The 26007-nt window shown below is 35.3% G+C and carries 18 protein-coding genes; 13 read left to right on the top strand and 5 right to left on the bottom strand.

Features of this window, described 5'->3' with window-relative positions; translation table 11 throughout:
• Window positions 1-38 precede the first annotated feature (38 nt).
• Window positions 39-1403 carry an MATE family efflux transporter gene (locus tag ACQKMD_RS12295; protein ID WP_427752405.1) on the bottom strand — a complete coding sequence of 455 codons (1365 nt, stop codon included), beginning with the start codon at window positions 1401-1403 and terminating at the stop codon, window positions 39-41.
• A gap of 123 nt (window positions 1404-1526) precedes the next feature.
• Here ACQKMD_RS12295 and ACQKMD_RS12290 point away from each other — a divergent pair, with 123 nt between their 5' ends.
• Complete coding sequence (locus ACQKMD_RS12290) at window positions 1527-2603, top strand: undecaprenyldiphospho-muramoylpentapeptide beta-N-acetylglucosaminyltransferase (RefSeq protein WP_427752404.1); 1077 nt, start codon at window positions 1527-1529, stop codon at window positions 2601-2603.
• A 735-nt stretch (window positions 2604-3338) separates the two neighbouring features.
• Here ACQKMD_RS12290 and ACQKMD_RS12285 read toward each other — a convergent pair.
• On the bottom strand, window positions 3339-3887 hold the full coding sequence (locus tag ACQKMD_RS12285) for a GNAT family N-acetyltransferase (RefSeq protein WP_427752403.1): 549 nt from the start codon (window positions 3885-3887) through the stop codon (window positions 3339-3341).
• Window positions 3888-4241: 354 nt separating this feature from the next.
• Between ACQKMD_RS12285 and dapF the strand changes: the two genes are divergently transcribed.
• The 8 genes from dapF to ACQKMD_RS12245 all read left to right on the top strand — a co-directional run bounded on the left by dapF (window position 4242) and on the right by ACQKMD_RS12245 (window position 15956).
• Window positions 4242-5210, top strand: a complete 969-nt coding sequence (gene dapF / locus ACQKMD_RS12280; RefSeq protein WP_427752402.1) for a diaminopimelate epimerase — start codon at window positions 4242-4244, stop codon at window positions 5208-5210.
• 13 nt (window positions 5211-5223) lie between these two features.
• Window positions 5224-7257 (top strand): sensor domain-containing diguanylate cyclase, encoded by a 2034-nt coding sequence (locus ACQKMD_RS12275; RefSeq protein ID WP_427752401.1) that lies wholly within the window; start codon window positions 5224-5226, stop codon window positions 7255-7257.
• Between the two features lie 18 nt (window positions 7258-7275).
• Window positions 7276-7950 carry a response regulator transcription factor gene (locus ACQKMD_RS12270; protein WP_427752400.1) on the top strand — a complete coding sequence of 225 codons (675 nt, stop codon included), beginning with the start codon at window positions 7276-7278 and terminating at the stop codon, window positions 7948-7950.
• Window positions 7947-9353, top strand: a complete 1407-nt coding sequence (locus ACQKMD_RS12265) for a HAMP domain-containing sensor histidine kinase (RefSeq protein WP_427752399.1) — start codon at window positions 7947-7949, stop codon at window positions 9351-9353. The genes ACQKMD_RS12270 and ACQKMD_RS12265 overlap by 4 nt, the downstream gene beginning before the upstream one ends.
• A 245-nt stretch (window positions 9354-9598) precedes the next feature.
• Window positions 9599-12397, top strand: a complete 2799-nt coding sequence (locus tag ACQKMD_RS12260) for a 2-oxoglutarate dehydrogenase E1 component (RefSeq protein ID WP_427752398.1) — start codon at window positions 9599-9601, stop codon at window positions 12395-12397.
• A gap of 29 nt (window positions 12398-12426) precedes the next feature.
• Entirely contained in the window at window positions 12427-13671 is a 1245-nt protein-coding gene (gene odhB / locus ACQKMD_RS12255) for a 2-oxoglutarate dehydrogenase complex dihydrolipoyllysine-residue succinyltransferase (RefSeq protein WP_427752397.1), read from the top strand.
• A 537-nt stretch (window positions 13672-14208) separates the two neighbouring features.
• The gene (locus tag ACQKMD_RS12250) at window positions 14209-15081 is read left to right on the top strand and encodes a permease (protein WP_427752396.1); all 873 of its coding nucleotides are present in this window, start codon (window positions 14209-14211) and stop codon (window positions 15079-15081) included.
• A 14-nt stretch (window positions 15082-15095) separates the two neighbouring features.
• Window positions 15096-15956, top strand: coding sequence for a TIGR03943 family putative permease subunit (locus tag ACQKMD_RS12245; protein ID WP_427752395.1), 861 nt, complete (start codon window positions 15096-15098; stop codon window positions 15954-15956).
• A gap of 17 nt (window positions 15957-15973) precedes the next feature.
• Here the strand turns inward: ACQKMD_RS12245 and ACQKMD_RS12240 are convergent, their stop codons facing one another.
• The 3 genes from ACQKMD_RS12240 to ACQKMD_RS12230 all read right to left on the bottom strand — a co-directional run bounded on the left by ACQKMD_RS12240 (window position 15974) and on the right by ACQKMD_RS12230 (window position 17890).
• Window positions 15974-16138 carry a hypothetical protein gene (locus ACQKMD_RS12240; protein WP_427752394.1) on the bottom strand — a complete coding sequence of 55 codons (165 nt, stop codon included), beginning with the start codon at window positions 16136-16138 and terminating at the stop codon, window positions 15974-15976.
• A gap of 246 nt (window positions 16139-16384) precedes the next feature.
• Complete coding sequence (locus ACQKMD_RS12235) at window positions 16385-17206, bottom strand: methyl-accepting chemotaxis protein (protein WP_427752392.1); 822 nt, start codon at window positions 17204-17206, stop codon at window positions 16385-16387.
• Window positions 17207-17524: 318 nt separating this feature from the next.
• A complete protein-coding gene (locus ACQKMD_RS12230) occupies window positions 17525-17890 on the bottom strand; it encodes an ion channel (RefSeq protein ID WP_427752391.1) in 366 nt (121 codons plus the stop codon).
• Window positions 17891-18200: 310 nt separating this feature from the next.
• Here ACQKMD_RS12230 and ACQKMD_RS12225 point away from each other — a divergent pair, with 310 nt between their 5' ends.
• From ACQKMD_RS12225 to ACQKMD_RS12210, 4 genes are all read left to right on the top strand, one after another.
• The gene (locus ACQKMD_RS12225; protein WP_427752462.1) at window positions 18201-19043 is read left to right on the top strand and encodes a CAP domain-containing protein; all 843 of its coding nucleotides are present in this window, start codon (window positions 18201-18203) and stop codon (window positions 19041-19043) included.
• 233 nt (window positions 19044-19276) lie between these two features.
• Window positions 19277-20191, top strand: coding sequence for a class I SAM-dependent methyltransferase (locus tag ACQKMD_RS12220; protein WP_427752390.1), 915 nt, complete (start codon window positions 19277-19279; stop codon window positions 20189-20191).
• Between the two features lie 648 nt (window positions 20192-20839).
• Window positions 20840-22804: a methyl-accepting chemotaxis protein gene (locus ACQKMD_RS12215; protein WP_427752389.1), complete on the top strand. Its 1965-nt coding sequence runs from the start codon at window positions 20840-20842 to the stop codon at window positions 22802-22804.
• A 1182-nt stretch (window positions 22805-23986) separates the two neighbouring features.
• Window positions 23987-25405: a serine hydrolase domain-containing protein gene (locus tag ACQKMD_RS12210; protein ID WP_427752388.1), complete on the top strand. Its 1419-nt coding sequence runs from the start codon at window positions 23987-23989 to the stop codon at window positions 25403-25405.
• The last annotated feature ends 602 nt before the right edge of the window (window positions 25406-26007 follow it).

Here is a 26007-nt window from a genome sequence, read left to right as displayed (position 1 = left end):
CGGATTTCTTCGAGTTTGTCTACAGTCTGAGACCTCTATTAAGCAATAGAGGCGTTTTCTTGTGACTCTTTTTTCTGAACAATAATGAGACGGAAGCTTAAGGTAACTGCACCAGCTGTAAGTCCGCTAATAAGACCAATCCAGTAACCAAATGGACCTAAATCTGAATAATTTGCAACAACATATCCAAGAGGTAATCCAATTACCCAATATGATATCATCGCCATTATAAAAGTAATCGTTACATCCTTATATCCACGTAAAGCGCCTTGTACCGGTGCTTGAATGGCATCAGATAACTGAAAGAAAGCTGCATAGATTAAAAACTGAGTAGCTAGAGCGATTACTTGTGGATCTGTTGAATATACACTCGCTATTTGTTCCCTGAAAATGATTAAAATAGTAGCGGAAAGGAAACTGAAAATAACGGCAGTTAATACAGATAGATAGCTATATATACGTGCATCTTTAAAACGTTTAGCACCGACTTCAAATCCAACAAGAATAGTTGCACCCATAGCTATACTTAAAGGTATCATATATGCAAGACTTGCAAAATTCATAGCAATTTGATGCGCGCCAATAACAGCAGTACTATAATTACTCATCATTATTGCCACAACTGAGAATATGCTTGTTTCGGCAAAAATAGATAGACCAATAGGTACGCCGATCTTGCAAATTTCGAGCCATTTTGCAAAATGGACTTTTGGCCAACTAGCATACAATTGAAAGGCTTTAAATGGTTGGCCTTTCAGCGTAATTAAAATAGCCACAATACAAATGATCCAGTAAGTTACGGCTGAAGCAACCCCAGAACCAATGCCACCAAGTTCTGGAAAGCCAAATTTACCGAATATTAATAAGTAGTTAAAGAAAATGTTAACAGGAGTAGCTAGTAAAGTGATGAACATTGATATTCTAGTTTTTCCTAGAGCATCGATAAAACATCGTAGTACACTATAAACAAATAACGGAATTAAGCCAAAACTCATAGCAATCAAATAATCATGTGCAACGCGTTGTACTTCAGGCTCTAAAGTCATTGCGTTTAATAAGGGATTAATGCCCGCCATTAATAGTCCGAAAATCATAATTGCTAATACAATTGCTACATAAAAACCCTGTTGGACTGAAAATGTCGCTTCTTTCTGCCTTTTAGCACCGACAAATTGTGCTACAATAGGTGTTATGGATAAAAGAATCCCTGATAAACCTGTATAAACAGGCAACCAAATCGAAGAACCAATGGAAACACCTGCTAAGTCAGCGGTACTATATTTACTTGACATTAAGACATCGAAGAACGACATCAGATATAAAGCAATTTGGGTGATTAAGATGGGGAACACAATTTTCAGCATGACTGTCCATTTCGCTCTTATCGTAGATGTTTCATGCATATAATTCGCCTCCAAGTATTAATTGACATCTTTTCTATTGTAATTTCGTATAGTAAAATAAGTAGCTGTTCTAATAAATCCAAAGCAGTTCATACATTGTTCTAGCAGAATAGGAGAATAATAATGAAGAACCAAACAATAATATTAACTGGTGGGGGTACAGCTGGTCACGTTTCACTCAATCAGGCTATAATACCATCTTTCATAAAAAAAGGCTATGAGGTACACTATATTGGCTCGAAAGAGGGTATTGAAAAAGAGATTATTGGCCAGGCATTCCCTGACCTCCAATATCATGCAATTTCAAGCGGTAAATTTAGACGTTATTTTTCTATGAAAAATTTTACAGATCCATTCAGAGTTTTAGCGGGAGTTGCACAAGCATTAACAATTATTCGTAAATTAAAACCGGTAGCGATTTTTTCTAAGGGTGGCTTTGTATCAGTACCTGTTGTTATGGCAGCAAAAATGGCTGGTGTTCGAGTAATTGCACATGAATCTGATGTTACACCAGGTCTTGCTAATAAATTATCATTACCATTTGCTTCGCATATTTTCACTGTATTTAAACAAACGCTTAAGCATTTACCAGCTGATAAAGCATCTTGTACGGGCTCAATTATACGCCCTGCTTTATTTGAAGGTCGTAAAGCAACAGGCTTAGCATTCTGTGGATTTAAAGAAAAAAAAGAAGTAATCCTAATTATGGGCGGTAGCCAAGGTTCGAAATTTATTAACGATGCAGTACGCGCTAACATTGTGCAACTTTTAGAAAAGCACAATATTATTCATCTTTGCGGAAAAGGGCATATAGATAAAGCTCTAGTGAATATGCCTGGTTACAAGCAGTTTGAATATGTAACGACAGAACTGCCAGATTTATTACACGCTTCGGATTTAATCGTATCAAGAGCAGGTTCAAACTCTATTTTTGAGTTCTTAGCTTTAGAAAAACCAATGCTACTCATTCCGTTATCTCTACAAAAATCACGTGGTGATCAAATTCTGAATGCTAAACTATTTTCTGAACAAGGTTTAGCAGAAGTACTACAAGAAGATGATTTAACCAACAAAACATTTATGGACGCTTTACTTAGCTTAGAACAACATAAAGAAGGCTTAATCAAGCAAATGCGTGAAACTGAATCTCCTAAAACACCAGATGAAATGGTAGATTTGATACTAAATCATGCCAAATAAAATAATCTACCTCTAAATGAGGGAGCTATATAAGAAGGACATTATCTATCTTTAATATATAATGTCCTTCTTTTTTATAGAGTTATGAGGCTATTTGTAAGTTAGATAGAAGATGATCTTTTCGAAGAATTAAAAAAGAAGCTTTCATTATAATGAAGGCTTCTTTTAATACAAGCGATATAGGTGCAATGGATTTGGCAAAAATAGACCATCTTTCTTTGAAAGGATGTGTTCAGCTTTAATCAGATATCCAGCTTCAGGCGCTATCTGATCGGGTCGTTTCAGTCGGGCGCTCAAAGTCAAAGAACGACTTTGGCTTCCGCCTTCCAACGCCCTCACAGCTGAACGAGCGCCTGAAGCATTTAAGTATATCCAGCTTCAGGCGCTAGACTCTCAGATCGTTTCGGTCTCTCGGCACAAGACAAAAAGCGTCTTGTGTTCGAGCCCTCCAACGCCAGTCAAGTCTATACGAGCGCCTTCAGCATTTAAGTTTATCCAGCTTCAGGCGCTAGCTGCTCGGGTCGTTTCAGTCGGGCGCTCAAAGTCAAAGAACGACTTTGGCTTCCGCCTTCCAACGCCCTCACAGCTGAATGAGCGCCTTCAGCATTTAAGTATATCCAGCTTCAGGCGCTATCTGATCGGGTCGTTTCAGTCGGGCGCTCAAAGTCAAAGAACGACTTTGGCTTCCGCCTTCCAACGTCCTCACAGCTGAACGAGCGCCTTCAGCATTTAAGTTTACATTGCTTGTTCTTCTTCTTCTGTGTTCTGACTAGCTGTATATAAATAAAAGAAGTCTTTTTGAATTTTCATTAATTCGAAGTGCTTGTCACCTTGGTTGATTTGCTCGTACAGGGATGGGTGGCTTTCTTTGGCATCCATGATATATCCAATTTTTTCGGCCGCACGAAGGGATTTGGTGTTTTCAGTGCGAATGCGCAAGAAAACGGTATGGAAATCTAGTTCAAAGAACAGTTCGTGCAAGAAAAGTTCTTTTGCTTTCTGATTATATCCCTTACCTTGGTGTGGGGTACCAATCCACGTGCCTAAAAAGCCAGCGCCATCTTGCACATCATAGACGGTAATTGTGCCGATGGGTTGTCCCCAGTCATCGGTTATCGTACGGGAAACGGCGTTACCGTTTACCTCGTCTTCCATTAGTTGGTTAGTCAAAAACCAGTACTCATCGGCACTCTTAGCTTTCTGACGCACAAAAGGGAAGACAGATGGGTGTTTTAGTAACTCATAAAGATCGTTACATTCGTGTAATTCACGTCGCTTAATCAAGCGAAACGCCTCCTTTACGGGGGTGAACATCCAAATTAATGGCAGGTCCTAGCCCCCTCGAAATTTTTCATATAATGTTGCATAAAAAATTTCGGGGTGGGAATCGAACCCACTAGAACCAGCATGACTACTGGTGGCGCACCATTTGCCTTCCCTATATTGACTCTATAAAAAATAGGAATCATTTTATGAAATTATTTTGCAATTTAACTATACTAAGTTTTCCCTGTTTTGCAAAGAAAAAAACATTAAAAAATAAATTTGTAATATTTACATCCCTTAATTGGAACATATACAGTTGTATGCTTGATAAAATAGAATTATGATATAAATAGATAATACGGGGGGATGTATATGACAATGCATTTACATAAGGTCCATGGTTCAGGCAATACCTTTTATATATATGAAACAACTGATGAAAAATGTATGGATTGGTCTAGACTTGGCGTTTGGCTTTGTCAAAAAGGTAATCTAGGAGGGGCTGATGGTCTACTACTTATTGCTCCATCTAAAAAAGGGCTTGCTAAAATGCGCGTCATCAATGCTGACGGATCTGAGGCATCTATGTGTGGCAACGGTTTACGTTGCGTTGCTCGATATATTTGTGAAAAATATAATGTTTCAGAGGCACTTATTGAAACAATGAAAGTAGTCCTGAAGGTACAGAAAGAAGCTTCGATTTTCGATGAGATTCCAACATATTCTGTTGAAATTTCTCCAGTATCGTTTGAACTTGCATCTTTACCGATGTTTTACAAAAACAAACAACAAATTTGCAATGAAGTAATAAAGGAATTTGCAGATGATATTTCATTTACAGCTGTTTCAGTTCCTAACCCACATTTAATCGGAATTGTACATTCAGATAAAATAGCCAATTCGCATCATCAAGAAAGATTATCTAGCAAATTAAATGGGGATAATGAATATTGTCCAGACGGTGTAAATGTGAGCTATGTGTATCCTATGGATGAGGATTCTATTTACGTCCGTACATATGAACGTGGCGTAGGGTTTACTAACGCTTGTGGCACTGCGATGACAGCATCTGCATTGGTCTCTTCTATAGAGGGAGTAGTTTCAACAGGTAAAGTAACAGTCTATAACCCTGGTGGTTTTGTTCAATGTCATGTAAAACATAATGAAGGGCAATATGTTTTAAAACTAATTGGTAATGCAACTTTCTTAGCTGAATTAGAGTTAACCAACGAAAATGAATGGTTGTGGCAATCTGTTAAAGAAACAGACGAGCAAAAAGGTTATAAAACACTAATTACTTATGCAGAGACTAAAACAGCGTCTATTTATTTAACTTCTTGAAGAGGTGGCAATATTGAGTGGTAATCTGATTACTAAAGAGCAGTTTGATGGGCTTTATCAAAATTGTTTAGATTTTGTTTTTTTTATGGAAAAAGTTGATGGTGAATATCTATACGTATATATAAATCGTGCTGCTGAAGAGGTTTTTGACGAGTCGCCAATAGGAAAAAGTTTATTTGCTGGTTTAGAAACAGAAATCGTTGAGATTATAGTCAAATATTACAATGAATCCATCGAGAAACAGGAGATTCTACACTATAGAGATTTCTATTTATTTTCAGATACTGAGCGCACTAATGAGACGACAGTTACACCAATTTCCTATGACGAGAAGCAATATATTCTTGCCATTACGAAAGAAATTTCACAGCAAAAAGTGATGGAGGAAAAAAACTTATTTCTACAATCACTTTTTGACATGAAAATGGATCCGACAATTGTATTAGCCAATGATTTAACCTTTTTTGATGGTAATCCGAAATTTGAGCAGTACTTTAACTGCAAGATTGGAGACTGGAAAGGGAGGCTATTTTTTGACTTTGAGCTTGTTTCACCAGAAGATCGTGTATCGTTTGCAGAGCATCTTCAAGATGCATTAAATGGAAGAGGGCAGTCGTCCGTTTTGTATACACATAAAAAAGCGGATGGCAATGAGAGTAAATTTCTTGTCAGTTTTTCGCCAATCTCTACAAATAAACAAGTTGTAGCAATTTATATTCAATGGTTAGAATTGACAAAAAATATCCAGTTAAAAGAAGATTTACGTCACGTAAATCAAGTGCTAAATAGTTATAAAGGTGCGTTGAATTCAGCAGCAAATATTTGTATTACAGATAAAAATGGTATCATTCAATTTGTTAATGAACGTTATGCACAATCTAGTCAATATAGACCAGAGGATCTCATAGGAAATACAAATATGCTATTAAATTCTCGCATTCATCCTTCTTCATTTTATGATGAAATGTGGAAAACGTTACAAAATGGTCAAATATGGCGTGGAGAGATTTGCAATCATTCAAAATATGGCAATCGTTATTGGATGGATACTACTATTGTCCCTATTTTCGATAATAGTGGAGAAATAGAGAGTTTCCTTTCTGTTTGCTTTGACGTATCTGATAAGAAAGTTATGATGACCAATCTACGTAATGTTGAAAAGACATTTCGTCTAATTACCGAAAATACAAATGATTTGATTGTCATTACGAACGATGATGGAATAATTATTTATGTGTCTCCGAATCATATAAAACGACTTGGCTTTGAAAAGGACGAGCTACTTGGCTGTTTCTATTTTGATATGATGTCTGATGATAGTAAAGAGCTGTTAAAAGGTGAATTCAAATCAACTCTCATAGAAGAGGGAGACGTACAAATTGATTTACAAATTAAAACGAAAAATGGAGAAACTTTTTGGACTGAAACCTATATTACAGCAGTAAAGGATGCAGAACGTGACGAAGTGTTCCAATATGTATCTGTTGCTAGGGAAATTACTCATCGTAAAAAAAGAGAAGATCAGCTGCGCTTTATGGCCTATCATGATAGCTTAACCTTGCTACCAAATCGACGTTATTTATTGATGGAATTTACTAAGTTAGTCAAAGAAGCGACGGTTTTTAACTATGCTATAACATTGCTCTATATAGATGGAGATGAGTTTAAGAAGGTCAATGATGAATTCGGTCATGATGTTGGGGATGATTTTATCCGTAATTTTGGTCTTGCGCTTGTTGCCAGTGTACGAGATCTAGATATAGTTAGTCGAATTGGTGGAGACGAGTTTGTTGTTGTTTTAACGAATATGTCCAAAGACCAATGCATTCGAAAGCAACAAGTAAAAAATACGATCAAACGTATTCAGCAAACAATAAAAGACGGCTGGACAATTCACGAACAACACTTTTCACCAACATCATCTATAGGGATTGCTTCTTTCCCTGAGGATGGTCATTCAATAGAAGAATTGCTAGATAAAGCTGATCAGGCACTATATATTGCCAAAAAAATAAAAGGGAAAAATTCATATCATTTTTCAAGTTAAAGATGGAAGGTGTTTTCAATGCAAAAGCATATTCTATTAGTAGAAGATGAAAAAAACATTGCGCGATTTATTGAATTAGAACTAAAGCATGAGCAATTTGCAGTGACAGTTTGTTCTAATGGTCGTGTTGGTCTAGAGACTGCTTTAGAACAAGAATTCGATGTCATTTTACTCGATGTTATGCTACCTGAACTAAATGGAATTGAAGTATGTAGACGTATTAGAGCCATTTCGGATGTGCCTATTATTTTAATAACCGCACGGGATGCTGTAATTGACCGTGTAGCGGGTCTAGACGCGGGGGCAGATGATTACATTGTCAAGCCTTTTGCAATAGAAGAATTGCTTGCAAGAATTCGCTCTATTTTAAGACGCTACACTTCAACAGAATCAACAGGTCAACAATTAACATTTAAAAATATAACTATTAATACTGCTGCATACACTGCATTTGTTAACGAGGAAATACTGAGTTTAACGAAAACGGAATTTGATTTACTTTGCCTACTTATAGAAAATAAAAACCGTGTTTGTACTCGTGATCGAATTTTACAGCAAGTTTGGGGTTATCAATCAGATGTTGAAACAAATGTTGTAGACGTTTATATCCGTCACCTTCGATCAAAATTACCTAAATTGGCAAGTAGTTATATTGAAACGGTTCGTGGAGTCGGGTATGTGATACGAGAATGAAGAAATTCCAATATTATCTATCAAACCAGTCATTAAAAGGGAAATGGGCACTTACATCTGCTGTAGTCATTTTCATTAGCTTTGCTGTAATTTGTTCGGTTCTCTATATTGCAATCCATTCATGGCTTTTAAATGAACAGGAGCAGTCTGTTAAGCGAACGATGGATGATTTAACAGTGTTCTTTGAATCTCAAGGTAATTTCTTAACCATACATGATATACAGTCAAATAAAGGGCTTATGAATTCTATTGTTGATAAAAATCAAACGGTACGTATCTTAAATCAAGATAAAGTAGAAATATTACGTATTAATGATTCGACGAAAATTATGCCTTCATTACCAGAAAATTTACCTGATCACGGTTATGCAATATCGAAAGAAAAGGTAGAAAGTGTAGATACGTTTTTGGCGACATCCACGATAAGGATTGGACCTTTCTCAGGCTATATACAATTGACGCATCCTTTGACTTCATTTGTATCACTTATGCGATATATTCTAACGGCTATGTGTATTATGGGATTAGGGGCCCTTATAGCATCTGCCGGAATAGGCTATTTTTTGGCGACAACTTTACTGAAACCATTAGACGACTTGAGATTAGAGATGACAGAAGTTGCTGAACAGGGTTTTACAGCACCTATTAAACTTCAATACGATGCCAAGGATGAAATTGGTGACTTATTGTCCGTTTATCGATCGATGATGGGGGAGCTAGAGCAATCATTCCTGAGTCAGCAACAATTCATTTCTGATGCCTCTCATGAGCTGAGAACACCAATTCAAGTAGTAGAAGGACATTTATCGTTAATCAAAAGATGGGGCAAAGATGATCCAGCGGTTTTTGAAGAGTCACTAAACACTTCTTTGCTTGAAATTACACGTATGAAAAAGCTTATAGAAGAGATGTTAGATCTTGCAAGAAGAGAGCAGAATGATATACAAAACAGTGCAGATCTTCTTTTTATTACTACCGATATTATGGAGGAAATAAAAGTATTGTTTCCAGCTGCTGCGATTGAATTAGAAGTTGATCCAGAGTTTAGTTACCGAGCGATTATTTCCGACAACGCTTTTGGCCAGATTTTACGTAACCTTTTACAAAATGCTATACGCTATTCAGAAAATAGTCCAATGATTAAGGTTAGACTCTCGAAACAACAAGAAACTGTGCAAATTGAAGTGTCAGATCAAGGTATTGGTATTGCAGAGGAAGATCAAGCACGTATATTCGATCGTTTTTATAGAGTCGACTCATCTCGTTCACGTGAAGATGGAGGCACAGGATTAGGTTTAAGTATTGTAAATATGTTGGTAAATAAATACCGCGGAACCATTAAACTGAAAAGTAAACTTCATTTTGGTAGTACTTTTTATATAGATTTGCCAGCTGAAAAATGACGTTTTTCTCAAAGTTTATTCTATTATTAGTTCGTTCAAGAAAAAAATTGCTAAATTTGTTGAAAACGATTGTATTTTTTGTGAAGAGTAGTAAGATGGAAGGGGAAAAATGTTCTTCTTGATTTATTAATACAGTTGTTTCACTTAAGCAGGAAGAATGGTAAGATAGTTAGTGGATTTTCAAATTATTAATTAAATTAATTAATGGAACTGCCACTTGGCAAAAAAGTTGGAGGTAATTCTACATGTCAAACAATGTTTCACCTGTAAGCTCACCATGGGCAGCATTTTCAGGTCCCAACCTTGGCTATGTGATGGAAATGTACGATTTGTACTTAACATCACCAGAAGAAGTTGATCCAGAACTTGTATCATTATTCGAACAATACGGTGCACCAGTACAAACTAGTGAAGTATCTGACGCTACAAGCGTTGATCCTGGTAACTTTACAAAGGTTTTAGCTGCTGTTCAATATGCGGATGCCATTCGTGTATATGGTCACTTAGGCGCAGATATTTATCCTTTAAAAGACCATCCACGTGACACTACTCGAATCGAAGCAAAAACTTATGGTTTATCTGATCAAGATCTAATACAAGTACCTGCTTCGGTATTATTGAAAGACATTCCTGCAACCGTTAACAATGGATTAGATGCTATTAATTACCTGAAAGCTATTTACACAAGTAAAATTGCTTTCGAAATTGCACATGTTGTTAACAGTGAAGAGAGAGTGTGGCTTCAATCTAAAATTGAAAGTGGTGTATTAAACACTGGTCTTTCAAGTGATGAGAAAAAAGCAGTTTTAAACCAATTAACAAAAGTTGAAGGCTTTGAGAAATTCATCCACAAAACATTTGTTGGTCAAAAACGCTTTTCTATCGAAGGCTTAGATGCATTAGTTGTTCTAATGGATGAAATTGTTCACCGTTCAGAAGACAAAGGTGTAAAAAATGTCATGATCGGTATGGCTCACCGTGGTCGCTTAAATGTGTTAACACATGTATTACACAAACCATATGATATGATGTTTGCTGATTTTGCACACGTTCCAAGTGAGTTATTTATTCCACAGGACGGTTCTTTAGAAATGACTAAAGGATGGTTCGGCGATGTTAAATATCACATGGGTGCTACATATAACAGCAAAAAAGGTGCAACAATCAAATTAGCTTATAACCCATCTCACTTAGAAGTAGTTAGTCCAGTTGTTACAGGCCAAGCTCGTGCAGCTCAAGATAATACTTTTAATGCAGGTGCTCCAACTCAAGATGCTAAATCTGCATTAGCGATCTTAGTTCATGGTGACGCAGCGTTTGCTGGTCAAGGTGTCGTAACTGAAACGATGAACTACTCTCGTACAAAAGGATTTAACACAGGTGGTTCAGTTCATATTATTGCTAATAATATGATTGGCTTTACTACTGAACATTATGATTCACGTTCAACTGTATACTCTTCTGATCCTGCAAAAGGTTATGAAATTCCAGTATTACACGTTAATGCTGATGATCCAGAAGCAGTTGTACAAGTGGCTCGTTTTGCAATAGAATACCGTGAACAATTCGGTAAGGACATTTTAGTAGACTTAGTCGGTTATCGTCGATATGGTCATAATGAAATGGATGAACCTATGATCACAAACCCAACAATGTACACAGGTGTTCATAAACACGATACTGTCCGCGCATTGTATGGTAAAGTACTTGCAGATCAAGGCATTGTAACAGCAGAAGAAGTAGCTTCTTTAGATGCTGATACACAAAAGGAAATGCAAGCAGCTTATGATCATGTGAAAGAAGTTGGCGAAGGGCAACATGTTGAAAACGAAATGCCAGAAGCTGTGAAGAACGGTTATGATATCGTAGAAACTGGTGTTGAACGCGAACGTCTAGAAAAAATGAATAAAGAATTATTAACATGGCCACAAGACTTCAATGTCTTCAAAAAATTAGGCAAAATCCTAAGCCGTCGTGAAGATGCATTCATGGGTAAAGGAAAAATTGACTGGGGTCATGCTGAAACATTAGCATTCGGTGCAATTACACAAGAAGGTAATTCAATCCGATTAACAGGTCAAGATGCACAACGTGGTACATTCGCACACCGTCACTTAGTATTACATGACGAAAAAACGGGTGCAGAATTAACACCATTACACCATATTTCCGGTGCAGATTCTTCATTTGTTGTTTATAACAGCCCGTTATCTGAAGCTGCTATCGTAGGCTATGAGTATGGTTATAATTTAGAAAACGAGAAAAACTTAACTATCTGGGAAGCACAATACGGTGACTTCGCAAATATGGCTCAAGTAATGTTTGATAACTTTATTTCAGCATCTCGCTCTAAATGGGGTCAAAAATCTGGTCTTGTTATGTTATTACCACATGCTGCTGAAGGTCAAGGTTCAGAACATACAAGTGCTCGTTTAGAACGTTTCTTACAATTAGCTGGTGAAAACAACTGGACAGTTGCAAACCTATCAAGTGCTGCAAACTACTTCCATTTATTACGTCGTCAAGCTAAAATGTTAGGTACAGAAGCAATTCGTCCATTAGTTCTTGTATCACCAAAATCACTATTACGTAATCAAATCGTTGCTGCAGATCTTGAAGAATTAACAACTGGCCACTTCGAGACAGTTATTGAACACCCAACAACTGGTTCAGCTGCGAAAAAAGTTGAGCGTATTCTATTTGCTTCTGGTAAAGTAGCTATTGATATTGCAGAAAAAGTTGGCGATGGTAAAGAGTTCGATCACGTACACTTAGTACGAGTTGAACAACTGTACCCATTCCCATCTGAGAAGATTGCTGCAATCATTAAACGTTTCCCTAATGCAAAAGAACTTGCTTGGGTACAAGAAGAACCACAAAACATGGGTTCATGGTCATTTGCAGATCCTTATATGCGTGAAGTAGCAGAAGACAAAGACGTTCGTTACATCGGTCGTATCGTACGTTCATCTCCTGCTGAAGGTGATGCAGATTCATACAAAGCTGAACAAGCACGTATTATTGAAGAAGCTGTAACTCGCTAATAGCGAATACTTTGAAGGAGGAAATTATAGTGGCTGAAATTATTGTCCCGGAATTAGCAGAATCAATCACAGAAGGTACGATCGCACAATGGGTGAAAAAACCTGGTGATAGAGTAGAAAAGGGCGAGTTTATCGTAGAACTTGAAACTGATAAAGTAAACGCTGAAATCATCTCTGAAGAAGCTGGTATTTTGAAAGAAATCCTTGCTGAAGAAGGCGATACTGTACTAGTAGGTGCTGTAATCGCAATCGTTGAAGCAGGTGATGCTGCTGCAACTCCAGCACCAGCAGCTGAAGTAGCTGTACCTGTTGCACCAGCGCCAGCTGTAGAGGCACCAAAAGCTGCACCAGCACCTGTAGTGGTAGAAGAATCATCATCAAATGAGCGTGTAATTGCTAGCCCTGCTGCTCGTAAACTAGCTCGTGAAAAAGGAATTGACTTAGCGGCTGTATCTCCAGTTGATCCACAAGGTCGAGTTCGCGTACAAGATGTAGCTGCACACGGTACAGCTCCACAAGCTCCTGCAGCAAAACCAGCTGAAGCGCCAAAAGCTGCTCCTGCAGTTGACGAATCTCGAGTAACAGTTGAAAAAATGTCTCGTCGTCGTCAAACAATCGCAACTCGTTTACTTGAAGTAAAACAAAGTACGGCAATGCTTACTACATTCAACGAAATCGACATGACAAACGTTATGGCACTTCGTAGTCGTAAAAAAGATCAATTCCAAGAAAAACATGACGGAACTCGTCTTGGTTTCATGTCATTCTTTACAAAAGCAGTAGTTGCTGCTCTTAAAAAATACCCATACGTTAATGCTCAAATCGTAGGTAACGAAATACACCTAAATAATTTCTATGATATTGGTGTTGCTGTATCTACTGAAGACGGCTTAGTAGTACCAGTTGTACGCGATTGTGACCGTAAAAACTTCGCTGAAATTGAAGATGCAATCGGTGGTCTAGCTAAAAAAGCACGCGACAAAAAATTACAAATAGCTGACCTACAAGGTGGTTCATTCACAATCACTAATGGTGGTGTATTCGGTTCATTAATGTCAACACCAATCATGAATGGTACTCAAGCTGCAATTCTAGGAATGCATACAATCCAAAAACGTCCAATCGCTGTTGGTGATGAAGTACAAATTCGCCCTATGATGTACGTTGCATTATCTTATGACCACCGTATCATCGATGGTAAAGATTCTGTAGGATTCTTAAAAACCGTTAAAGAATTACTTGAAAACCCAGAAGACTTATTATTAGAATCTTGATTTAAACGTTCTAAATTTAATTGAATTAGAAATAAGCCCTATACACTCAACGAAGTGTTTAGGGCTTATTTTCATTATTGCTTTATCACATTATAGTTTTCAGATGTTGATAAGACTACATTCGTTACAGGATAATATGGACATGCTGTTTTCACAGTCCTTACACCACTTGTTGAAAAATCATCAGAATTAACTGACTTTATATAACGTCAAGTAGAAGTATTTAATGCACGTTTTCTCAATGCATTATGGTTGAGACGTTGACTTAAACCTTTTGATATTGATACAACTGTAGTATTCCTATTTTTTAATATAATGGAATTTTATATACAATAATGGGTATTAAGAGGCGGTTTATAATGAATGAAGAGTAGTACTAAATACAATCTATTAGCATATATAAGATGAATATAGCTCACTCGAAAGAGGTTATAATCAATAACTAGCTTATGTCATTACTCTAGTTTCTTTTTTATTTTTTTTAGAGTACAATGCATAGAGTGATTAAATTGATAAAGTAAAGAAGGTAATTAAAGCGTGGCAACATTTTTACAACTGAATACTATTTTTATTAGTATTATTATAGAAGCATTACCATTTGTTCTAATAGGTGTATTTATTTCAGGACTTATTCAAATGTTCGTAAGTGAACAGATGATCGCTAAAATTGTACCGAAAAATAAAATACTTGCAGTTTTATATGGAACGTTAATTGGTGCGTTATTTCCTGCGTGTGAATGTGGCATTATACCAATAGTTAGAAGATTATTAAAAAAAGGCGTGCCACTACATGCCGCTATACCATTTATGCTTACTGGTCCAATTATTAATCCTATCGTGTTATTTTCGACTTATATTGCTTTTGGGAATAGTTGGGATATGGTTTGGTATCGTGGTGGATTAGCATTTGTTATTGCATTTATCATTGGACTTATCATTTCATTTCAATATAAAGACACGCAGTTATTAGAAGAACCCGAATTACAATGTCATCATGACGAAGTAAAGAAATCATTTACACAAAAATTTGTTGGTACTCTTAATCATGCAATTGATGAGTTTTTCTCGGTAGGGAAGTACTTAATCATCGGTGCATTTGTAGCAGCTTCTATGCAAATATTCGTTAAAACTTCATTCTTATTAGAATTAGGCCAAACGAAAGCTACATCCTCTTTAGTCATGATGGGACTATCGTTTGTACTATCACTTTGCTCTGAAGCAGATGCATTTATAGCTGCCTCATTTAGAGGTACTTTTACAACATCTTCGTTAGTTGCTTTCTTATTGTTCGGTGCAATGGTTGATATTAAAAACCTATTAATGATGCTTTCAACATTTAAAAAGAAATTCATAATGACGCTGATTTTATATATTGTTATTTTCGTATTTATCAGCTCGATGTTAGTATAGTGGAGGGAATAAAGATGATTCGAGCATTAATACTAATGAGCTTTACTTATTTCTTTTATTACCTCTACTCATCAGGTGATAATTCGAAATATATTAATATGAAGTATGAGTATATATGTATATTGGGAATTATACTTTTTGCAATACTGACCATTGTTCAAATTATCAGTATGACAAAAGAGGAAGAGGAACACAGTCATAAGTGCTGTGACCATGATCATAAACATGAAAAGGACAGCTCGCTTGTCATTAGAATGTGCCACTATGCAATATTTATTTTTCCATTAGTGACAGGCTTATTTCTTCCAATAGCTACATTAGATTCAACTGTAGTAAAATCAAAAGGCTTTTCATTTAAAGCAATTGATGATTTTGAGGAAGGGGATTCTTTTGTACAAACGCAGTATTTACGTCCAGATACTAGCATTTACTTTGGAAAAGATGGATATGATGAAATCATGCAAAAAGAGCTCCGTGTCTTCGCTAATATGCCTACAGTCGCTTTAAATGATGAAAATTTTCTAAAAGGGATGGAGACAATCTATAACTTCCCTGGAGAATTTATCGGAAAAAAACTCTCATATAAAGGATTTATATACAAAGAGCAAGTAATAGATCGTAAGCAGGCTTTTGTGTTACGCTTTGGTGTCATTCACTGTGTAGCAGACTCAGGTGTTTTTGGAATGTTAGTAGAATTTCCGGATGATATGAAATTACAAGATGATGATTGGGTGAATGTAGAAGGTACGATCTCTACAGTTTACTACCAACCTTTTAAAGCAAATATCCCAGTATTGAAGGTTGATTCTTGGGAGAAAACAATACAACCAGAAGAACCATATACATTCAGGGGTTATGAAAATCCAAATTTATGAATGAACATAGTAAAACGCTATCTCTTTGTAGATGGCGTTTTTATTTTGGATAAACATGCGTAGATTGCTAAAGTGGATAAAACTGTATCCTTTGATGCAGTGTTTAATAGTTCGTTTGCAGCGCACTGTAAATGGTGCCTCTCAACAGTTGTCAATTGCTGTTTTTTTACTCGTTGTTCCATACGACTCACCTCTTATATTCATTATAAGAACATTTGTTCCTTGAATCAAGAAGTATTTTTATTACTGGTGCTAATAAAGTTTTTAAATTGTAAGTATGTAAAAGGTGGTTAGAAGTAGATAGAATAAGGAAGTATTTTCAAATAGCACGCATGTGAAGTAAGATTATATATTTGTAAGATTAAATTAGCCCATTGCATACACAACACTCAATGGGCTTGATTATTTCGATTTGAAAATGTGGAAATCTAACGCAATGTTTCTTTCACCAATTGGCCCATCTGACTACTCAGGGAACCTAATTCTTCGATAATTGAGCTGAAATCTTGTACTAGCTCTGCTTGTTCATTTGATGCAGTATTAATCTGACTCATACTCCCCATTAAACCTTGTAGATTTTGTGTGATATTTTTAAGTGAATCTTCAATCTTTTCTGTAGCAGACTTTGTTTCTAAAGATAATTTTCGTACTTCTTGAGCAACAATATTAAATCCAGCCCCATGCTGACCTGCTCGAGCAGCTTCAATAGAAGCATTTAAACCAAGTAAATTCGTTTGTTGAGAAATTGATTTGATAAAATCTGTTACACTATGTGAAGCTTCTGAATCAGCAAGTGCTTGTCGAGATTGCACTGTAATTTCAGTACTTGTTGCTGCAAGCTCCTCTGAATGAGAGGCAACAAGATGTACTTTATCCTGTAAACCAATGACAGCATTTTGTAGATGATTCATATAAGATTGTAACTTTTCTTGGTTCTCCATCGAGAAAACTAAGCTAAGAGCTCCAACTACACGACCGTTTTCTTTAATTGTATATATTTTCGTATGAAGTGAGACCCCATAAAATTCGGCAGGTATATCCCGCGATACGTTTTTCCCTGCGTAGGCTTGTCGTAATTCTTCAGTATCCTCCATTATGTCGCCAGTTTTTACCCCTAGATCAACTTTATTACCAGGAGACGAAAAGTAAACCTTGTTTTGATCACGATCAACTATACTGACAAAAATTTCATTATTGAATGCCAATTGTATGTATGGTGTAGCCTGTTTTAATACTTCTAATAAACTCAAATTAATGACCTCCGTCCTATATGCTAGCCATCAAAAAAGATAGATGGTCGCAAGTGAGTGATTTATCACTATCTATAATTAATATAGATAGAATTGACTATTTCCTAATTATCATAGCTTATATTTCTTATAGAGTAAATATTTCAATTATTCATTTGGGAAATATTTGTATGAAAAGTTCCTTGTTTCGACAATATCTGATGATAGGTTTAAAACACATTTATAAAAATTTCATCGTTAGAGTAAAGGTTCATTGCATAAAAATACCATGAGTTGTAAAAATATAAAAAAAGTCGTCTATTAAGACAACCTTAAAACTTACAATAATTTTCTGTTTTTTGTAATTTCTGAAGTCGATTCATCTGTTGACTTAATCATTGTCTTTCCAAGAATCAGTAATGTTAGAAACATAACACCAACGCCAACAGCTAAATAAAACATCGTAAATACTTTGCCTAGACTTGTAGTCGGTGTGAGTGAAGTATCTACACCGCTTGGAATGAGACTGACGACACAAAAGTAAATGGCATCAAGTATAGACCAACCTTCTACGTTCGTATAAAACATCGTCCCTGACAAAAGGATAAAAAATAATGATGTAATCAATGAAATAAATAACGGTTGCTTAAAAGCACGAATAAGAGCTTTTAAAAGACGATTTGTAGTTAATATAAATGAAATCATATAATCACTCTTTTTACTGCTAGTATACAACAGATAGAAAATAAATATACAAATTTATCTTCTGAGTTTAAATCCCTATATTATGTAAATTTATTAATAGTTTAAAACTATTTTTTGTCTTTATGACCATAAAAATTTGATACTGTGATATAGTGAGTAAAAATTGTAGTCAATACGATTCTTTTTTAATTGATATTGATTAAACGACTATATTTAATGAGAATTCTCTGAAAAGACTATTGAGAGAGAACTACTAACATTAAAAATTATCGTTTTAATAATTAGATTCGGAGGAATTAAGTTGAATAAAATGGTGAAAAAATTTAGCGTCGTATTCATGGCGATGATCTTATTATGTAGTTTAGCAAGCCCAACAAATGCTAAAGCAAGTAGTCCAAAAATAAAACAAGTAACGCTTACTGAAACAAGTAGACTGTTTACTAAGCAAGGTGGATATGGAAGAAAATCTATAGTAGCTGCTAAAAAGAAAGTAACGATTATCAAAACAACAAAAGATAAATGGATGCAAACAAAAGATAAAAAGTGGGTAAAGAACGGTTTCACTGGTGATTATATCTATCTTTCAAAAACAACAACAACCTATAAAAAAGCAAAAGGTTCCAAATCAACAACGAAGCTTGCAGCTGGGATTTATAAAGTGAGTGCTGCAAATACAAATGGTTGGATTAAAGTAAACAAAGGTAGCAAGACTTACTGGATTAAATCTGGTAAATTTGTTGATAGTTACATTGATTTAGGAAATAAAAAAATGCAAGATCAAATAGTTAGCATAATAAATAAAGAGCGTGCAAAAAAGAAATTGAAACCTTTAAAGCAAGATCCAAAGCTTACAAAGCTTGCGATAATTCGTTCACTAGATATGGAGAAAAATCGATATTTCAGCCATACAAGCCCATCCTACGGAAGCTGGTCAAACTTACTTAACGGATCAGGGTATAAAACATATGCAGCAGGGGAGAATATCGCTGCAGGTTATCCAACAGCAACAAGTTTCATGGATGGCTGGATGAATTCTACTGGTCACAGAGAAAATATTTTATCACCTAATTATCAAAAAGTTGGAATAGGTATTGTTGTTTCAGGTAAAAACGCTCAATATCCAACATACGGTACTCAAATTTTTGCAAAATAACTACAAACCCCCTTTTTGTTTCTTGACAATAGGGGGTTTTACTATTTGGAAAACTTCTAACCCTTAATGTTAATTATGATCCTAGTAGATAACCTCTGCGGACAAAGTATCGGTAAGAGAAATGACCATACCTTAACGTATTGACAAAAATATTTATATGTGATATAATATTATATTTGCGTGTTATAATGAACCTTGCAATTGAGGATAAAAATCAAATGGAGGGTTTTATTATGAATTCAAATGAATCAAGTTTAACTGCTTTAATCTCGGCTTTTGGACGAGCCTATCACCACCTTTTTGATCAACCTATTATTTTTGATGATTTTATCGCCGCTCAACTTTTAACAGAACAAGAGTTTGAAGCTGTTAAAATTAATATGACAAAGGGAATCAACTTTTTTAATGCTGAATTAGGGGATAAGTTGAAAGATCAACCTGATGAAATTTTAAGATGGATTACACAAATACAACTGTCACCTACACCATTAGCACGCGCTGCATTTTGTGAAAAAGTGCTATTCAATGAAACCTCTTTAGGTGCTACTCAATATATTATTTTAGGTGCAGGCATGGATACATTCGCTTTACGTAATCCTCAACTTGAACATAGCATTTCCATTCATGAAGTAGATTCCACTACAACACAAGAATATAAAATAAATAAGTTAAAAGAGGCTAACTTAACAATTCCTAGTAACTTACATTTTATTCAATGTGATTTCACTAAAAATATTTCATCAGATTTTTTATTCAAAAACAATGTAAAACGAAAAAGAACCTTTTTTAGTTTACTTGGCGTATCGTATTACTTATCTAAAGCTGAACTCGAGCAATTATTAATTAATCTTTTTAAAGAAATGCCTGAGGGTAGCTCGATAGTATTTGATTATGCTGATGAAAATTTATTTACCGAAAAAGGTTTATCGAATCGTGTAGAGAATATGGTGACATTAGCTAATGCTAGTGGAGAGCCTATGAAAGCAAGTTTCTCCTATGAAGAAATAGAAAATCTTTTACAAAAAGCTGGCTTATTAATCTATGAACATTTATCTCCAAAAGATATTCAATTACAATTTTTCAATGATAGAGAAGATTATTTAACTGCATTTGAAACAATTCATTATATCCATGCTGTGAAGAAATAAATACGGTTGAGTAGATAAAACTGTAGATGTGAAGTGATGCCTCTTTTTCTTCAACTAACTCATTATTTGCTAACAAATCACCGATAACATCTGGAGTAAATGCATTAACGCTATCCTTATCAAGCAATTGTGAAACAAATCGGGTTCAGATCTCTTGCATTTATGAAGTTCTGCACCTTTTTCATTTATTCAAAATCTTTATTTCACAATTCTTTTTATCCTTGAAACATTGAATTTAATAGAAAGTAAAATAGAACTCATTTTAAAAAAGAAGATTGATCAAAATGAGTTCTTTCTATTTGTTTATCTGTTTATGAAGTTTGTTTTAATGAATTAGATTAATTTATTTCGGGAGGCTAGAATGCTTCTGAAATGGGTCATTAGTTGCGAATTTTTAAATGTGATTTTTATTGATAATTTTAATGTTCGAATTATTTTATTTCAACCGATAAAAGCAAAGGACATAATTTATCAATCAAAGGAGTTGTAGTTAAAAAAATATGTAAGAAAGCAGCTTTTGTCTTTTTTGATTCCTTATCAGTATTTCGATATAAGGTTTGCGAATAAAAGCATACAGAGAATAGTTGTAAGAAAGCATCTTAAGAAAAAAGCTTTTAAAGCATAGTGTAGAAAAAGGAGAATTGTTGCATGCAAAATTTATTCAGAAGCCTTAAAAATAAGCTGTATATTTCATTTGCGCTTGTATTAGTAATCCCTGTTGTTTTGGTTGGGATATTGTCATACTTATCAGCTAAAGATTCTATAGAAAAGGAAATTCTTCATAGTGCCAACGAGAGTGTTGAAGTATTAAATAAACTTATAGACAAAACCATCAGTGAAAAAATAAACGAATTAGGCGTCTTTAGTGAGGAAATTAATTCTTCGATGTATGGAAAGGGCGATGTTACCCTAAAATCATCTCTTCAGCAATATTCTAATCTAAACCCAGATGTTTTCAGTATTTATGTTGCAACGAATAGTGGAGCATTTATTCAAGGTGAGAATGTACCTACTGCCAAAAATTATAATCCTCTAGAAAGAAGTTGGTATAAAAGAGCAGTAGAGCTTAAAGGAGATCCTTTTATAACAGAACCTTACAAAGATGTGCGGACTGAAGATATGATCGTTACAATTGCTCAGCAGTTAAATGATCGTTCAGGTGTTGTTGCAGTGGACCTTAACCTAACAGAATTACAAAAAGTATCAAATTCAATTAGTATTGGGAAGTCGGGATACCCATCTATTTTTGATGAAAATAAAAAGGTGATTTCACACCCTACTTTAAAAGGGGGAGGGGAAGTGAAAGAGAGCTTTATGAATCAGATTTATGATTCAAAATCGGGTATGTATGATTATGTATATGATGGTGATAATCGAACATTATTTTTTACAACAAATAAACTTACAGGTTGGAAAATTACAGGAACAATTTTTTCGAAAGAAATAGATGAATCTGCTTCGTCCATCTTGGTTACCACTATTCTCGTATTAGCCATTTCAATTGTTGTATGTGCCGTTGCCGTTTATTTTATTACAAAAAGAATTATCGGACCAATTGAAGATTTAAAAGATAGTGCAATGACGATTAGTAAAGGGGATTTGACTGAAAAATTGGTGATTACCTCTAAAGATGAGATTGGACAATTGGGACAAGTTTTCAATAACATGCAAGATAGTCTTAAAACACTTATTCAAAAAGTAGAGGTAAATGCAGAACAAGTTGCCTCTTCAGCAGAAGAGCTCACCGCTAATGCCGATCAAACTAGTATGGCTACTGAGCAAGTGGCTATCGCTATACAAGAAGTTTCTAGTAACGCAGATATCCAAACAACGAATGCAGATAAGAATGTGGAAGCGCTAAATGAACTGTCGAAAGCAATTCTTCATATAGCTAAATGTTCTTCCACCGTAACCACCCTCTCCCAACATGCCACTAAGCATGCCCTAGAGGGAGGGAAAGCAGTACAAGATACAAAAGATCAAATGAATTCTATACATCTGTCTGTTACAGATTCAAACACAAAGATTCAAACGTTACATGAACGTTCACAGCAAATCACCTCTATTCTAGATGTCATTACAGGCATTGCTGAACAAACGAACTTGCTCTCTCTAAATGCTGCAATCGAAGCAGCTAGGGCAGGAGAGCATGGAAAGGGTTTTGCAGTAGTAGCCGGGGAAGTAAGAAAACTAGCAGAGCAATCACAGCAATCTGCAACACAAATTTTTGACCTTATTCATGGAATTCAAGCAGACACAGAGCAATCTGTACGTATTATGGCAAAAGTCACTGAAGATGTACTAAGCGGCTTACGGGTTTCAGATGAAGCCATAGCCAAGTTCAAAGTAATTATGTCAAGTATGAAAGAAATTACTCCTCAAATGGAGGAGGTTTCTTCCACATCAGAACAAATGTCAGAGAGTGTCCAAGAGGTTTCAGCTAATACTCAGGATTTAGCTTTTTCAGCTAAAGGAAATGCAGCTACATCAGAAGAAGTCGCTGCCTCTACAGAGGAGCAATTGGCTTCTATGGAAGAAATTAATGCGTCTGCTCAAGCACTTTCTGACATGGCTGATGAGTTAAAAGACCTAATAAGTCAGTTTGAATATTAAAGCGGATATTAGAAGCAGAAGTTAGCGTTACTATTCAAAGCATTAAAAAAGCTATTTGAGACACTTATAAAACACAATTATTAGGCTGCTTGCTGACCAAATTCTTTTGGCTTTAAGTAGCCTAATTTTTCTTGAATCCTATCATTACAAGATACCGTTTTATTTGATTTTTCTAGTTTTATTGAAAAGAACCGTTTGAACAAAAATAGTAGATATTGTAGTAGATATTATCCGTGAAAACTCAAAACTAAATCCTATTAAAAACAACGTATTCTCAATCATTTCAAGGTAATATTGAAACCATCGCACTACTCATGGCCTATTTTTCAAGAAGTGAACGAAAAAAGCAAAGGATGAGGTATGTTGCGTTCACTGTGATTCGATGATTCCGGAGTTATGGACTGGGTAGCTACTCGAATTTGGAACGCGCTTATATTCTAAAATTACTGACATTACTAACTCAAAAAAACCAGTAACGATAGAAACAAAAGCCATTCCTGTCGAATTTGAAACCATTTCTGTAAATACTAATATAGTTGAATAAGAAGTGTCTAGAGATTAAATCTATATGTAATTATAATACTGATATTAATTGATTCATGATACAACAAAGGCGGAGTCTGCTTTAAGACTTCGCCTTTGTTGTATGGTTCATATTTCCTCTAAAAAAATAGACCGATCTTTTCTACCAAAGATAACATTTCTTTCTTGCAGGGTATTTTATATATATTTTTACCCCATAAAGTAAAAGTTTCACCTAAAAAACCGAATTCAAATGTAATGTTAACACTGTTATTGGCATATATAGTGTTTTGGGGACCCTGCACAGTAAATCCTAACCAAAGTGATTCGCTAGCAAGTTTCGGCTTTTCCTTGGTTGAACAGTAGCATTATTAGAGGAATCTGCGAAAGCTCCTGTTTTACGTTTACTTAGACTCTTTTATGCTTGTCTCAAAGCTTAAGGAATTTGTAAGAATTGAGTAAGAAAAAAGAGAAGTTCGTTCCATACAATTAAAGTAGACAGCGAAAGGGGGAAATCGATTTCTTATTGTCTATAAATAAGCAATAACCCAATCATTGCATCACATTCACATGCAGCAATTCAGGCCTCTAGAACAATGAATTTCCAAAAGATATATTTATTAAAAAATCAGAAAATTAAGAAATGGAGAGATGTACAATATGAAACAAGAAACAATGCTGAAAGAATTCGATCAGTACGCTGGTGAACTTACAAAGAAATATCAAATTCCAGGGTTTGCAATGGGCTTGGCGAAAGACGGGCAATTAATTTATGAAAGTGACTTTGGCTATCGAAATGTAGAAAAGGAGCTACCTTTATCCTCTGACACCGTATTTGGAATTGGTTCAATAACGAAGTCATTTACGTGTATGGCCATTCTCCAGCTACAAGAGGCTGGAAAACTTTCTGTTCATGATGCTGTTGTTCAATATTTACCAGAATTTAAAACTAATGATGAAGAGTATACAAAACAAATGACGATTCATCACTTTATGACTCATTCTGCAGGATTACCTCCTTTAACATTATTAATGGGTGCCTTACGTAAGAGTATAGAGTTGGATCCAAGATTTGAAGAAGATGAAAAGAAAGAAAATGAATTATCTAAACTTCCATGTATTGAAACATATGAGGAACTGATGGAAGGTATTGCGAACGCGGAGTATCAGCTATTTGGTGCACCTGGTACAGAGTTTAGCTATTCAAATGAGGGTTACGCTCTTTTAGGCACTATTATTGAAAGAGTAAGTGGAATCAAATACGAACAATATATGAAAGATTACATTCTAGATCCGGCAGGCATGTATCAAAGTGTATTTCATTTAGAAGAATTAGATGGACACGAGGATATTGCCACCCTTTATAATTCACGGGAAAAAGCGGAAGAAACAATCGTGTTTGAATCGAATAATCCTTGGGACGCGCCCGCTATGCGTGCAGCTGGATTCTTGAAATCTACTATAAACGATATGCTTAAATACTCGGAAATCTTCAGAAACAACGGAAAAGTAGGCTCGGCACAAATATTGACACCAAAGAGCGTCGAATTAATGACAACACCTTATATACAATGTGATCCCGATAAATATTACGGATACGGTTTAATAATAGTACCAGACTTTTTTGGTTATCGACTGATAGAACATGGAGGTTCCATTAAAGGTGTAGCATCCCAATTGAATATGATTCCAGAATTAGGTTTAGCAGGTATCGCATTTGCTAACTTAGCAGGAGTACCATCTACACAACTATTATATAGTGCATTTGCAGAACAACTGGGTAAATCTGTTTACGATACTCATTTTAGTTTGAAAGAAATTGATGTATCCCTTGCTAAATTAAAGGAATATGAAGGTGAATTTGTTTCTGGTGAAGGAGCGAAAGTGAAACTTCATGTTGAAGCGGGAAAACTTCATATGGATTCAGATGGAATTCAGACAATAATTAAACCAATTGCAGAAGACACATTTTTAGTACACATAAAAGACTCGAATTTTATTCTGCGTTTTAAAAGAAATGAAGAAGGCACAATCGTAAGGATTAAATTCGGCTTTAGACAAATTCCAAAAGTGAAGTAAGAGGGGGATTACAACTAAAAAATTTTAAACTTTGTGATATTAGATTTCTGTAGCTTTGTAAAAAGTTTGATAAAAATCACCTCACCTCTATAGATTTCTTAGAGTTGAGGTGTTTTTCTTATTGGTACTCTAAAGGGGCAGCATTCCTGTTTGAAGGATGTTCGGGGTCTTGAAAGAAAAAGACTATTGGAGAAGGGGAGAAAAAACGGCTTAATCCTTTTCAATTTCAAACAAGTCTCTACTGCTTTTTTCTCGTTTCTTGATTTCTCCATAATGAAAAAACCACAATTTCTCATCTTAATGAAGCAATTGGGGTTTGTCATCATGTAATTTCCTTAGCATTGTAAATGCGCATTTTCCTGACGCTCCCCCATGCCCATCAAGCTAACAACGTATATTAATAGCACAAAATGATATTGTTCCAAAACTACCTAGTTCTTGAAAGCCAGGCATGCCAAATAAGCTTATCAAAGGAATTTGTATTATCATAACTTAAAAAACGCTATTCTTCTTGTAGAAATATACAGGAAGGATGGCGTTTTCTATAAAGTTTTTCTGTTTCAAACGAAATGAATCTCTTTTCTCAAGAACTCCAAAACTAC

The sequence above is a fragment of the Viridibacillus sp. NPDC096237 genome (assembly GCF_050278625.1).
Lineage (GTDB): Bacteria > Bacillota > Bacilli > Bacillales_A > Planococcaceae > Viridibacillus.
The sequence above is the reverse complement of the archived record's forward strand: the minus strand, read 5'-3'. Positions and strand labels throughout refer to the sequence as shown.